At 66.7% G+C, this 12476-nt stretch carries 12 protein-coding genes and 1 pseudogene; 6 read left to right on the plus strand and 7 right to left on the minus strand.

Annotated features, from left to right (window positions below):
• Positions 1-98: 98 nt before the first annotated feature.
• Positions 99-1352 carry an aspartate kinase gene (locus MYA_RS09035; RefSeq protein WP_011885194.1) on the minus strand — a complete coding sequence of 418 codons (1254 nt, stop codon included), beginning with the start codon at positions 1350-1352 and terminating at the stop codon, positions 99-101.
• Between MYA_RS09035 and MYA_RS32565 the strand changes: the two are divergent.
• Positions 1335-1572, plus strand: a pseudogene (locus tag MYA_RS32565) (hypothetical protein); the annotation flags it as partial. The gene MYA_RS09035 and the pseudogene MYA_RS32565 overlap by 18 nt on opposite strands.
• Positions 1573-1693: 121 nt before the next feature.
• Here the strand turns inward: MYA_RS32565 and tilS are convergent.
• The 4 genes from tilS to cysS all read right to left on the minus strand — a co-directional run bounded on the left by tilS (position 1694) and on the right by cysS (position 6519).
• On the minus strand, positions 1694-3100 hold the full coding sequence (gene tilS, locus MYA_RS09040; RefSeq protein WP_011885195.1) for a tRNA lysidine(34) synthetase TilS: 1407 nt from the start codon (positions 3098-3100) through the stop codon (positions 1694-1696).
• Between the two features lie 43 nt (positions 3101-3143).
• Positions 3144-4115 carry an acetyl-CoA carboxylase carboxyltransferase subunit alpha gene (locus MYA_RS09045; protein WP_011885196.1) on the minus strand — a complete coding sequence of 324 codons (972 nt, stop codon included), beginning with the start codon at positions 4113-4115 and terminating at the stop codon, positions 3144-3146.
• Between the two features lie 99 nt (positions 4116-4214).
• Positions 4215-5078 carry a DNA-3-methyladenine glycosylase family protein gene (locus tag MYA_RS09050; RefSeq protein ID WP_011885197.1) on the minus strand — a complete coding sequence of 288 codons (864 nt, stop codon included), beginning with the start codon at positions 5076-5078 and terminating at the stop codon, positions 4215-4217.
• Positions 5079-5121: 43 nt separating this feature from the next.
• On the minus strand, positions 5122-6519 hold the full coding sequence (gene cysS, locus MYA_RS09055) for a cysteine--tRNA ligase (RefSeq protein ID WP_014723256.1): 1398 nt from the start codon (positions 6517-6519) through the stop codon (positions 5122-5124).
• Between the two features lie 234 nt (positions 6520-6753).
• Between cysS and MYA_RS09060 the strand changes: the two genes are divergently transcribed.
• From MYA_RS09060 to MYA_RS09075, 4 genes are all read left to right on the plus strand, one after another.
• Positions 6754-7476: a tetratricopeptide repeat protein gene (locus MYA_RS09060; protein WP_060044880.1), complete on the plus strand. Its 723-nt coding sequence runs from the start codon at positions 6754-6756 to the stop codon at positions 7474-7476.
• A gap of 39 nt (positions 7477-7515) precedes the next feature.
• Complete coding sequence (locus MYA_RS09065) at positions 7516-8091, plus strand: peptidylprolyl isomerase (protein ID WP_014723258.1); 576 nt, start codon at positions 7516-7518, stop codon at positions 8089-8091.
• Between the two features lie 88 nt (positions 8092-8179).
• Positions 8180-8671, plus strand: coding sequence for a peptidylprolyl isomerase (locus MYA_RS09070; protein WP_011885201.1), 492 nt, complete (start codon positions 8180-8182; stop codon positions 8669-8671).
• A 26-nt stretch (positions 8672-8697) separates the two neighbouring features.
• Complete coding sequence (locus MYA_RS09075) at positions 8698-9498, plus strand: UDP-2,3-diacylglucosamine diphosphatase (protein ID WP_014723259.1); 801 nt, start codon at positions 8698-8700, stop codon at positions 9496-9498.
• A 77-nt stretch (positions 9499-9575) separates the two neighbouring features.
• Here the strand turns inward: MYA_RS09075 and cysE are convergent, their stop codons facing one another.
• Positions 9576-10349 (minus strand): serine O-acetyltransferase, encoded by a 774-nt coding sequence (gene cysE, locus MYA_RS09080; protein WP_011885203.1) that lies wholly within the window; start codon positions 10347-10349, stop codon positions 9576-9578.
• A 178-nt stretch (positions 10350-10527) separates the two neighbouring features.
• Positions 10528-11352 carry an RNA methyltransferase gene (locus MYA_RS09085; protein WP_014723261.1) on the minus strand — a complete coding sequence of 275 codons (825 nt, stop codon included), beginning with the start codon at positions 11350-11352 and terminating at the stop codon, positions 10528-10530.
• A 279-nt stretch (positions 11353-11631) separates the two neighbouring features.
• On the opposite strand from MYA_RS09085, the gene MYA_RS09090 reads away from it, so the two are divergent.
• Positions 11632-12435: an inositol monophosphatase family protein gene (locus tag MYA_RS09090; protein WP_011885205.1), complete on the plus strand. Its 804-nt coding sequence runs from the start codon at positions 11632-11634 to the stop codon at positions 12433-12435.
• Positions 12436-12476: the final 41 nt, after the last annotated feature.

Below are 12476 nucleotides of genomic sequence, written 5' to 3' on the forward strand. Positions count from 1 at the left end.
CGCACCAGGGAGGCAGTGCGACGAGAACGAAATAATATAGGGTTTCGAACCGCCCGTCAATTTCCGCGATGCATTTTCTTCAATGCATCACGAAAAATTCACGGTGCCTGGTCGAGTTCGAATGCCTTGTGCAGCGCGCGGACCGCCAGTTCCATGTACTTCTCGTCGATCAGCACCGAAATCTTGATTTCGGACGTCGAGATCATCTGGATGTTGATGCCCTCTTCCGACAACGTACGGAACATCTTGCTCGCGACACCGACGTGCGAACGCATGCCGACGCCGACCACCGACACCTTCGACACCTTCGGGTCGCCCTGCACGCGCTCCGCGTTCACATGGCCCTTCACCTGATTGGTCAGGATGTCCATCGCCTTCTGGTAGTCGCCGCGACCGACCGTGAACGTGAAGTCGGTCTTGCCCTCGACGCTCTGGTTCTGGATGATCATGTCGACGTCGACGTTCGCATCGGCGACCGGGCCGAGGATCTGATACGCGATGCCCGGCTTGTCGGGCACGCCCATCACCGCAATGCGTGCTTCGTCGCGCTGGAACGCGATGCCGGAAATGACTGCCTTTTCCATGGTCTCGTCTTCTTCAAAAGTAATCAGGGTGCCCGAGCGCATTTCTTCGTCGAGCGCAATCAGCGGGTCGGTCAGGCTCGACAACACACGCGTCTTCACCTGGTATTTGCCGGCGAATTCGACCGAGCGGATCTGCAGAACCTTCGAGCCGAGGCTCGCCATTTCCAGCATTTCCTCGAACGTCACGCGGTCGAGGCGGCGCGCCTCTTCGACCACACGCGGGTCGGTCGTGTAGACGCCGTCGACGTCCGTATAGATCAGGCACTCTTCGGCACCGAGCGCAGCCGCAACCGCCACCGCCGACGTGTCCGAGCCGCCACGGCCGAGCGTCGTGATGTGGCCGTCCGGATCGACACCCTGGAAGCCCGTGATGATCACGACCTTGCCGGCGTTCAGATCCGCCTTCACGCGTTCGTCGTCGATCGAGTGGATACGCGCCTTCGTGAACGCGCTGTCCGTCTTGATCGGCACTTGCCAGCCGGCATAGCTCACGGCTTCGACGCCGATTTCCTGCAGCGCGATCGACAGCAGACCGACGCTGACCTGCTCGCCGGTCGACGCAATCATGTCGAGCTCACGCGGGCTCGGCTGGCTCGAAATCTCTTTCGCGAGACCGAGCAGGCGGTTGGTTTCGCCGGACATCGCGGACGGCACGACCACCATCTGGTGCCCGGCCTGATGCCATTTTGCGACGCGTTTCGCGACGTTCTTGATGCGCTCGACCGAGCCCATCGAAGTGCCGCCGTATTTGTGTACGATGAGTGCCATTGTCGTTCTGAACTGAAGGAGAAGCCGCACGGGCGCGCTGGGCAGGCCGCGTTGCCGTTCGGTCACGCGGCTTGTGGCTGTGGACGGACGACGAGGGGGACGGCTGGGACGCAACACGCAAGCGTGACGGAGTTTGCCCGGAAGGCCGATCAGGCCGCGCAAACCGGGTACGTCACGCGGAAAACCTGCACAAAACGCTCAAAAATCGAGCCGAGCAAACGTCCGAGCGTACCCGATAGAGGCCCGCTTGACAAGCCGCCCCGCCCGTTTGGCAAGCGTTCCGGCGCTGTTTACCAAATGGTGAAAACCGGCGCGCGATCACCGCCGCCAGCGAGCCGCCGCTAAGCGATCAGCAGGTCGGGCCGCCATTCGATGCGGCGCCAGCGGCCGTCGGCCGCCAACCCGTCGCCATGATTGATGCCGAGCCGCGGCACGTACACGAGCCGCTCGCCGGCATACAGCAGCGGCACGTCGCGCTGCCACGCCGGCACGCCGCGCTCCTGGAACAGGTTCTTCAGCGTCCGACCGGGGCCGCCCGGCGACGTACGCAGCCGCTCGCCGCCGCTGCGTGCGCGCGCGACGAGCGCCCCGCTGCGCAGCAGCGCCTCCGGCACCGCCCCGTCGCTGCCCGCCTCCGCCGCGGCGAACACGAACGTGCCGCGCCATGCCGGCAGATGCCACACCTCGTCGCCGTTCCACACGAGCGACGAGTCGGGATGCGGCGTGCCGGTGCCGTCGTCCGGTGGCTCCGCGCTGTCGGCCAGCTCCCAATACACCGCATCGCGGTAGAGCCGCAGGCACTGGCCCGCGTGATCGACCCGCAGCGCATGCGCGTCGTGCGCATCGCGAAGCTGCCGCATCATGTTTGCCAGCCTGCCCGCCGACGCGCCGGGCAACCCGAGCTTGCGCATCCAGTAACGCAGCAGGTTCGCGCCGCGCGTGTCGTCGAACGCGATCAGCGCGTCGCGCGACAAGGCGCGGCCGTCGTCGCGCGCCGCGCCCGCGAAATCGAGCTCGGCGAGGTCGTCGAGCAGGCGCTGCGCGGCGGCCGCATGCTGGGCCGCGCGGCCGAGCGCGTCGCGAAAACCGGGGAAATGCACGGCGAGCGCCGGCAGCACGTCGAGCCGCAACGCATTGCGCGCATAGCGCGTGTCGGCATTCGATTCGTCGTCGATCCACGCGAGCTCGCGCTGCGCCGCATAGCGCTCCAGTTGCGCGCGCAACAGTCGCAGCAGCGGCCGCACGCGCTCGACGCTCGCGCCGTCAGGACGGTAGCGCGGCGCCATCGCGGCCAGGCCGGCGATTCCCGCACCGCGCAACAATTGCAGCAACACCGTCTCGGCCTGATCGTCGGCGTGCTGCGCAATCCAGAGCGCGGCGACGCCGTGACGCTCGCACATCGCGTCGAGCGCCGCATAGCGGCGCTCGCGCGCCGTCGCCTCGATGCCGAGGCCGCTGTCGCGCGGGACGTCGACCCGCTCCGATTCGAACGTGACCCCGAGCCGCTCCGCGGTCGCCTGCGCGTATGCGACCCAGGCGTCGGCGTTCGCGCTCAGCCCGTGATGCACGTGCAGCGCGACGCAGCGAGCGGCACCGGCGACGCGCACAGCCGCGTCGAGCAGCACCGTCGAGTCGAGGCCGCCGCTGTATGCGATGGCGATGCGCGCATCGGCCGGCAGCCCGGAAAGCGCCGCGCCGACCGCATCGAGGACGACGCGGTCGGCGCGGAATTCGGTTGGAGGAATCACGTGAGGGACGCGCGCCGGACGGCGCGCGATGTGAACACGCCGGTCATGCGCCGGGTGTGGTTTCCTTGAACTTGCCGTAGGCCATCAGGCGCTCGAAGCGGCGCTCGCGCAGCGCGTCGATGCTCATGCCCTGGAACTGGCGCAGCGAATCGGCGAGCGCACGGCGCAGCAACGCGGCCATGCCCTTAGGATCGCGGTGCGCGCCGCCGAGCGGCTCGTTGATGATCTTGTCGATCAGGCCGAGCGCCTTCAGTCGATGTGCGGTCAAGCCCAGCGCTTCCGCCGCCTCGGGCGCCTTCGCCGCGCTCTTCCACAGGATCGACGCGCAGCCTTCCGGCGAGATCACCGAATAGGTCGAGAACTGCAACATCATCACGGTATCGCCCACGGCGATCGCGAGCGCGCCGCCCGAACCGCCCTCGCCGATCACCGTCGTGATGATCGGCGTCTTCAGCTCGGCCATCACGTACAGGTTGCGGCCGATCGCCTCGGACTGGCCGCGCTCTTCCGCGCCGATGCCCGGGTACGCGCCCGGCGTGTCGACGAACGTGAAGATCGGCAAGCCGAACTTCTCTGCGAGCCGCATCAGCCGTTCGGCCTTGCGATAGCCTTCCGGACGCGGCATCCCGAAGTTGCGCGCCGCACGTTCCTTCGTGTCGCGCCCCTTCTGGTGGCCGATCACCATGCACGGATGACCGCCGAAGCGGGCGAGACCGCCGACGATCGAAACGTCGTCCGCGTATGCGCGGTCGCCGTGCAATTCGTGGAAATCGGTGAACAGTTCGGCAACGTAGTCGAGCGTGTACGGACGCTGCGGATGTCGCGCGATCTGCGAGACCTGCCACGGCGACAGGTTCGCGTACAGATCCTTCGTCAGTTGCTGGCTCTTCTTCGACAACCGCTCGATTTCTTCCGAAATATCGACAGCCGAGTCGTCCTGCACGAACCGCAGTTCTTCGATCTTGGCCTCGAGTTCGGCGATCGGCTGTTCGAAATCCAGAAACGTGGTCTTCATGTGTTCGAATCCTTGGGTCTTGCGGCAGCGCGTATTCTACCCGCGCGGGCGATGCGCAAAACCGGTTCTCAACTATTGATGTTTAAAACCTGATAGACGTCAATCGACGTCGCCATCGGGCACGTCGAGGCTGCGCCACATGTACCAGGTCGCGACGGTACGCCACGGCTCCCAGTTGGCGGCCACTTCGCGCGCTTCGCTGCGCGTGACGGGCTCTCCGCTGAAGTAGTTGACGCTAATCGCACGGATCAGGCCAGGATCGTCGAGCGGCAGGACATCCGGACGCGACAGGTTGAAGATCAGGAACATCTCGGCCGTCCAGCGGCTGATGCCGCGGATCTGCGTGAGTTCCGCGATCACGTCCTCGTCGTCCATCGACGTCCATTTGTCGACGTGCAGCGCGCCCGACACGAAGTGCTGCGCGAGATCGAGAATGTATTCGGTCTTGCGCTTCGACAGGCCGCACGCGATCAGCTTGTCCGCGCCGAGCCGGATCACCGGTTGCGGCGCGAGCTTCGGACACGCATCCTCGATGCGCGCCCACAGCGCCTGCGCCGACGGCACCGAAATCTGCTGGCCGACGACCGAGCGCGCGAGCGTGACGAACGGCTCGCCGCGCTTCACGAGATGCGCCGGGCCGAACTTCGGGATCAGCTTCTTCAGAATGCGGTCGCGCTTGACGAGATCGGCGCATGCCTTGTCCCAGTATGCGGGACGCACGACGTCGGCGCTGCCCGCATCGTCGGATGCGCGCACCTTGCGAGCCGTGTCGGTAGCCGCCGACGTGGTTTCCGGCTGAGCCGGGTCGACGCCTTTCGCGCGCACCGGCTTCGCATGACCGTTGAGCGCGCCGTTCAGCACGGCGCGCGTCGCGTCCGACTTCGCCGCCGAGCCGCGCTTGGCTGCCGGACGCGCGGCGAGCGGAGTCGCACGCCTGACCGGCGCTTTTCTGGCCGTTGCCATCTTGCCTCCTACCCGACGGATCGATCAGTGGAACGCGCCGCGCTCATACGCGACGCCATTCGGTCGATCCGCCCGGTTTGTCTTCAAGTGCGATGCCGGCCTCGAGCAATTCCGCCCGAATCCGGTCCGCTTCGGCATAGTCCTTCGCTTGTTTCGCCGCGACGCGCGCGGCGATCCTCGCTTCGATTTCGTCGGCTGCGAGCGCGCCCGCCTGCGCGGAGCCGGCGCCCTGCTGCAGGAACGCGCGCGGCTCGCGGCCGAGCAGGCCCAGCAGGCCCGCCAGTTGTTTCAGTTGCCGCGCGAGCGATGCATCGCGCGTGCGGTTGACCTCGCCCGCGAGCTCGAACAACGTCGCCACCGCCACCGGCGTATTAATGTCGTCGTTCATCGCGGCCGCGAACCGCTGCGCGTAAGGCTCGTTCCAGTCGAGCGCGAGCGCATCGGGCTCGACGTCCTTCAGCGCCGTATACAGACGCGTGAGCGACGCGCGCGCATCGTCGAGGTGCACGTCGCTGTAGTTCAGCGGCGACCGGTAGTGCGTGCGCACGATGAAGAAGCGCATGACCTCGGCGTCGTACCGCTCGAGCACTTCGCGGATCGTGAAGAAGTTGCCGAGCGATTTCGACATCTTCTCGTTGTCGACCTGCACGAAGCCGTTGTGCATCCAGTAATTGACGAACGTCTGACCGGTCGCGCCTTCGCTCTGCGCAATCTCGTTCTCGTGGTGCGGGAATTGCAGATCCTGCCCGCCGCCGTGGATGTCGAAATGCTCGCCGAGCAACGTGCAGCCCATCGCGGAGCACTCGATGTGCCAGCCCGGCCGGCCCATCCCGTATTTCGATGCCCACGATGCGCCTTCGGGGTCCTCAGCTTTCGCGCGCTTCCACAACACGAAATCGAGCGGATCTTCCTTCGCGTCGTTGGCCGCCACGCGTTCGCCCGCGCGCAGATCGTCGAGCGACTTGCCGGACAGCTTCCCGTAGTTCGCGAACTTGCGGACCGAATAATTGACGTCGCCGTCGCTCGCCTGATACGCGTAGCCGTTCGCCTCGAGCTGCTCGATCATCCCGAGCATCTGCGGAATGAACTGCGTCGCGCGCGGCTCGATGTCGGGCCGCTGGATGCCGAGCGCCGCTTCATCGTCGTGCATCGCGCCGATGAAGCGGTCGGTCAGCGACTTGATCGACTCGCCGTTCTCGACCGCGCGGCGGATGATCTTGTCGTCGACGTCGGTGATGTTGCGCACGTACGTGACCCGGTAGCCGATCGCACGCAGCCAGCGCTGGACGAGGTCGAACACGACCAGCATGCGCGCGTGGCCCACGTGACAATAGTCGTAGACGGTGATCCCGCATACGTACATTCGCACTTCGCCGGGCTGGCGCGGCACGAAAACTTGCTTGTCACGCGCGAGCGTGTTGTAGATGCGCAGTGATTCCATAGAGATGAACCGTGAGCCGAAGGAAACCGCCCTGGCGAAGCTCGCCCTGCATGCGAAACGGACGGACCACCTGCCGCGGCATGACGCCGGACGTCCTCGATATCACATGGGGCGGTCAGGCTGCAAGCACAGCGGTGACGGCCACGAGAGGCAAAGAAAGACTGTCTGCCGCTCGCCGGAACGCGCAGACGTTTTGTTAGAATGGCTCGGAGTATAACATTCCGATTTACGCCTATGAAACCTCATCGCGGCCGCGCGCCGAGCGCTGCGACCCTCGTTGCAACCGCCATCATGGGCGTCGCGCTGACGCTTTTCGCAGCCCCGGCAGCCCATGCGCAAAGAGCGCCCGCCATCGCCGACGGCACGCCCGAAATCGACGCGTCGATCTCCGGCAAGCAGTGGCAACAGGCGCTCGCGCAGCTCGATGCGCGCATTGCGGCGAATCCGCACGACGTGCAGGCGCAGTTCAAGCGCGGCACGGTGCTCGCACGCCTGAACCGCGACGACGACGCGATCCAGCAGTTCGTCGCGATCACGCAGGCGTACCCCGAACTGCCCGAACCGTACAACAACCTCGCGGCGCTGTACGCGAAGCACGGCCGCTACGACGAAGCGCGCAGCGCGCTCGTCACCGCGACGCAATCGAACCCGAGCTACTCGCTCGCGTACGAGAACCTCGGCGACCTGTACCTGCGTCTCGCCGCCGAATCGTACAAGCGCGCGCAATCACTCGGCCGCACGAGCGGCGCAACCGCGCAGCGCCTTGCCGATCTGCAGAAGATCGTCACGCCGCCGAAAACGGCGGGCAACGCACGCGCGGTCACGCCGTCCACGCGCGCGTACACCGAGCGCGCCGCCGCGAACGTGAGCACCACCACGCTGCCGCTGTCGCCGACGTTCCAGTTCAACGGTCCGTCCGGCGCGCTGGCCGCGCCGTACGTCGCGCCGTCGCAGTAAGCGGCGCGGCCTCCCTTCCCTCCCCATCTGAGGATCGCAATGAAACGTCTGTTGCTGGCGCTTGGCGGCGCCGCCCTTGTCGCGACCGCGCCTGCTTTTGCGCAATCGGCTACCGCGCACCCCGTCGTGCAGCTGAAGACCTCGCAGGGCGACATTCGCGTCGAGCTCTACCCGGAGAAGGCGCCGAAAACGGTCGCCAACTTCCTCGATTACGTGAAGGCCGGCCAATACAACGGCACGATCTTCCATCGCGTGATCAAGGGCTTCATGATCCAGGGCGGCGGCTACAAGACCAACTTCGAGGAAAAGCCGACGCGTGCGCCGATCCCGCTGGAAAGCCGCAATGGTCTGAAGAACCTGACGGGCACGATCGCGATGGCGCGCACCAGCGATCCGAATTCGGCCACCGCGCAGTTCTTCATCAATACCGTCGACAACAGCGGCCTCGACTACCCGAACCCGGACGGCAACGGCTATGCCGTGTTCGGCAAGGTCGTGTCCGGCCTCGACGTCGTGAAGAAGATCGAAGGCGTGGCCACGACCTCGCGCGGCCCGATGCAGGACGTGCCGGCCCAGCCGGTCGTGATCGAATCGGCCAGCGTCGTCTCGAAATAAGCACCTGCCGGCACGTCCGGCGCCACACGCGGCCGCGTCGCACGACCGGCCGCGTGCCATTTAAACCGCCATACCGAAGGAATTCATCATGGTTGAACTGCATACGAACCACGGCGTGATCAAGCTCGAGCTGGACGCCGCGAAGGCACCGAAGACGGTCGAGAACTTCCTGAACTACGTGAAGAAGGGCCACTATGACGGCACGGTGTTCCACCGCGTGATCAACGGCTTCATGATCCAGGGCGGCGGCTTCGAGCCGGGCCTGAAGCAAAAGCCGACCGACGCGCCGATCGACAACGAAGCGAACAACGGCCTGAAGAACGACACGTACACGATCGCGATGGCGCGCACCAACGATCCGCATTCGGCCACCGCGCAGTTCTTCATCAACGTGAACGACAACGACTTCCTGAACCACTCGTCGCCGACGCCGCAGGGCTGGGGCTACGCGGTGTTCGGCAAGGTCGTCGAAGGCCAGGACGTGGTCGACAAGATCAAGGCCGTAAAGACGGGCAACGCTGGCTTCCACCAGGACGTGCCGGCCGACGACGTCGTGATCGAAAAGGCCGTGGTGGTCTGACGCACGGTTGCTACGGAGGCACTTCGATGCTGCAGGAGAGTCCGCCGCGAAGCGTCTCCGCGGGCGTGCCGGGTGAGCGCGAATACGCGCACGCCGCACGCCCGTTCCTGTTCCTGTCCGATCTGCACCTGAGCGACGCGATCCCGAAGACGGTCGCCGCGTTCGAGCATTTCGTGAAATACACCGCCGACAGCGCCGACTCGGTGTTCATCCTCGGCGACCTGTTCGAATACTGGATCGGCGACGACGTGCTCGACGACGATCCGTTCGCGGCGCGCATGGCCGCACTGATGCACACGTTCTCCGAGCGCGGCATCGCGCTCTACGTGATGCACGGCAACCGCGATTTCCTGCTCGGCCGGCGCTTCATGAAGGCGGCCGGCGCGATGCTGCTGCCCGACCCGGCGCTGATCACGGCGTTCGGTCAACGCATCGTGCTGGCCCACGGCGACGCGCAATGCACGGCCGACCGTCGTTATCAGATCTTCAGGCGCTTCGCGCGCAATCGCGTCGCGCAGGCGCTGTTCCTCGCGTGGCCGTTTCGCTGGCGCCGCGCGCTCGCGCAACGCATGCGCTCGAACAGCGAAGCGGGCCGGATGCGCCCGGTTTCAGCGGCCTACGACGTCACGCGTGACGGCGTGGCCACGCTGTTCCGCAAAGGCAGCGCGAGCGTGATCATTCACGGCCACACGCATCGCCCCGCGCGTCACACCGAGCCCGGCGGCATTCGCTGGGTGCTGCCCGACTGGGATCTCGATCACGGCATGCCGCGCGGCGGCTATCTGCGCGTCGATGCCGAAGGCATCCACGCGATGCCGCTCGACTGACCTCCGCTGACCTCGACCGACCGATCGACCGGCCAAGCGATACGGCTATCGCGGGCTCGCCGCCCGCGCGGGTCGCGTCACGTTTGACGCTCGACCGACTTCCCCTCCAGCACGGCCGACAGGCGGCGCAGATCGAGACGCGCTGCGTCCGCGCCCTGTAGCGTTTCCAGATGGGTGCCGAGCTGCTCGAGCGCGGCGACGATCTCGTCGACGCGCCGGCTTTCCTTCGCCGCATGATCGATCAGGCCGTGTATCGCGAGCGACATCGGGTCGTCCGCGTTCGGCGTGATCCCGTACGCGCAGAACGCCGCGCGTTCGGGCTGCGGCTTCGGTTGCGCCGGCATCACGATGCGCGCCGGGTTGCCGACCGCGGTGCCGCCCGCCGGCACCGGCTTCACGACGACCGCGTTCGAACCGATCTTCGCGCCCGCACCGACCGTGAACCCGCCGAGCACCTTCGCCCCCGCGCCGACGATCACGCCGGCCTCGAGCGTCGGATGGCGCTTCGCGCCGCGCGTGAGCGACGTGCCGCCGAGCGTCACGCCCTGGTAGATCGTGCAGTCGTCGCCGACGATCGCGGTCTCGCCGATCACGACGCCCATCCCGTGATCGATGAAGACGCGCCGGCCGAGCGTCGCGCCCGGATGGATTTCGATCCCCGTCAAGAAGCGACCGAGCTGCGACGCGAACCGCGCGAGCCAGTAGCGTTTCGCGCGCCAGCAGGCATGCGCGAACCGATGCAGCACGAGCGCGTGCAGCCCCGGATAACAGGTGAGCACTTCCCAGGCACTGCGAGCGGCGGGGTCCCGCTCGCGAATCGTCGCAACGTCTTCGCGCAGTCTAGTGAACATGATCTGGTGTGGGCTGGAAAGGCCGGCGCGCCCGCCGGCCATGCCCGGCCGTTATCGCGCCGGGTTCTTTGCTTATGACGTTCGGCGATTGTAGGGCCACTCGCATACGGTCGCACGCGGGCGCGCGTTCACCCCGCCGCCGGCACGGGTATTCGTGCGCGGCGCGTGCGACGGCGGCTCACGCATCGCCGTCCGGGGCGCCCGTCTTCAGCAGGATATGCTTCGCGACGCCGCGCAGAATGTTGACCTCCTCGCGCTCGAGACCGGTGCGCGCGAACAGGCGCCGCAGCCGCGGCATCAGCTTCTTCGGATTGCGCGGATCGAGAAAATCGAGCGCGATCAGCGCGCGCTCGAGGTGGCCATACATTCGTTCGATCTCGTCGCTCTGCGCGAGCGTGCCGACCTCGGCCTGCACCGGCTGCGACTGCGCGCCGCCGTGCTCCAGGAACGCGACGCGCAGTTCATAGGCGAGCACCTGGATCGCCTGCGCGAGATTCAGCGAGCTGTAGGCCGGATTCGCCGGGATGTGCGCGAGCGCGCTGCACTGCTCGACGTGCTCGTTGGCGAGGCCGGTGCGCTCGTTGCCGAATACGAGCGCGATGTCGCCGGCGCCGACCTGCGCGCGCGCTTGCGCGGCCGCCGCGCGCGGCGCGAGCCGCGGCGGGCCGTACTCGCGCGTGCGGGCGGTCAGCGCGATCGACCAGTGCACGCCCGACAACGCGTCGCCGAGCGTAGGCACCACGTGCGCGCCGGCGAGGACGTCGTCCGCGCCGCTCGCCATCGCGATCGCTTCGGGGTCGCTCTGGACGTGCGGCACGCGCGGCGCGACCAGCACGAGCCGCGAGAAACCCATCGTCTTCAGCGCGCGGGCGGCCGCCCCGACGTTGCCGGGATGGCTCGGCTCGACGAGCACGAAGCGGGTGGAGGTGAAACCGCCGGACGGCGGCAGGGACGAGGCTGCGTCCGGTTCGGACGGCATGGCGGGGTTCTGCGGAGTTTCCACTCGATACGACTCGGTTCATCGGAATGGCCGTATGGTATCGCCATCGCCCCGGCAAACCCACTCGTCCGGATGGCTAGTGGGGGTTTCCCCGCATCGCGGCGCACCGAAATGCGCGAAAATCGGCTAAAATCATGTGCTTACGCGTCGCATCCCGTGCGCCGCGGTCGTACCCCGCTCTTTGTCAATTCGCGTCTCATGTCGCCCGGCACGTTTGCGCCGCTCCGGGCGGTGTGTTCCACTTCGTGGCGGCCCGTGCCGCCGGCTACAGGATCCAGGCTCATGCATCCCATGCTCAACATTGCTGTCAAGGCTGCGCGCCGCGCCGGACAGATCATCAATCGTGCGTCCCTCGATCTCGACCTCATCGAGATCCGCAAGAAGCAGCAGAACGACTTCGTCACCGAAGTGGACAAGGCCGCCGAAGAGGCGATCATCGAGACGCTGAAGACCGCCTACCCCGACCACGCGATCCTCGCGGAAGAATCGGGCGAATCGGAGAACGAATCCGAGTTCAAGTGGATCATCGATCCGCTCGACGGCACCACCAACTTCATCCACGGCTTCCCGTACTACTGCGTGTCGATCGCGCTCGAGCACAAGGGCGTCGTCACGCAGGCCGTCGTCTACGATCCGAACCGCAACGACCTGTTCACGGCCACCCGCGGCCGCGGCGCGTACCTGAACGACCGCCGCATTCGCGTCGGCCGGCGCGACCGCCTCGCCGACGCGCTGGTCGGCACGGGCTTCCCGTTCCGCGAGAAGGACGGCCTCGACGCGTATGCGCGCCTGTTCACCGAGATGACGCAAGCGTGCACGGGCCTGCGCCGCCCGGGCGCAGCCGCACTCGACCTCGCGAACGTCGCGGCCGGCCGTCTCGACGCGTTCTTCGAGCAGGGCATCAACGTGTGGGACATGGCGGCGGGCAGCCTGCTGATCACCGAGGCCGGCGGTCTCGTGGGCAACTACACGGGCGACGCGGACTTCCTGCATCGCCACGAGATCGTCGCCGCGAACCCGAAGATCTACGCGCAGATGATCCCGATCCTGAACCGCTACAGCCGCATGCACCCGGCAGCGGAGTAAGCTCGGGCCGCGCCCGCACGGCGCGGCTTTTCGCGCCACCG

Source organism: Burkholderia sp. KJ006 (assembly GCF_000262695.1).
GTDB lineage: Bacteria > Pseudomonadota > Gammaproteobacteria > Burkholderiales > Burkholderiaceae > Burkholderia > Burkholderia vietnamiensis.

Excerpts from the sequence above, each read along its gene's own strand:
- cysE (WP_011885203.1), bottom strand. The coding sequence starts at position 10,349 with ATGTTCACTAGACTGCGCGAAGACGTTGCGACGATTCGCGAGCGGGAC.
- MYA_RS09050 (WP_011885197.1), bottom strand. The coding sequence starts at position 5,078 with ATGGCAACGGCCAGAAAAGCGCCGGTCAGGCGTGCGACTCCGCTCGCC.
- MYA_RS09045 (WP_011885196.1), bottom strand. The coding sequence starts at position 4,115 with ATGAAGACCACGTTTCTGGATTTCGAACAGCCGATCGCCGAACTCGAG.
- MYA_RS09070 (WP_011885201.1), top strand. The coding sequence starts at position 8,180 with ATGGTTGAACTGCATACGAACCACGGCGTGATCAAGCTCGAGCTGGAC.
- MYA_RS09090 (WP_011885205.1), top strand. The coding sequence starts at position 11,632 with ATGCATCCCATGCTCAACATTGCTGTCAAGGCTGCGCGCCGCGCCGGA.
- MYA_RS09075 (WP_014723259.1), top strand. The coding sequence starts at position 8,698 with ATGCTGCAGGAGAGTCCGCCGCGAAGCGTCTCCGCGGGCGTGCCGGGT.
- MYA_RS09035 (WP_011885194.1), bottom strand. The coding sequence starts at position 1,352 with ATGGCACTCATCGTACACAAATACGGCGGCACTTCGATGGGCTCGGTC.
- MYA_RS09060 (WP_060044880.1), top strand. The coding sequence starts at position 6,754 with ATGAAACCTCATCGCGGCCGCGCGCCGAGCGCTGCGACCCTCGTTGCA.
- cysS (WP_014723256.1), bottom strand. The coding sequence starts at position 6,519 with ATGGAATCACTGCGCATCTACAACACGCTCGCGCGTGACAAGCAAGTT.
- MYA_RS09065 (WP_014723258.1), top strand. The coding sequence starts at position 7,516 with ATGAAACGTCTGTTGCTGGCGCTTGGCGGCGCCGCCCTTGTCGCGACC.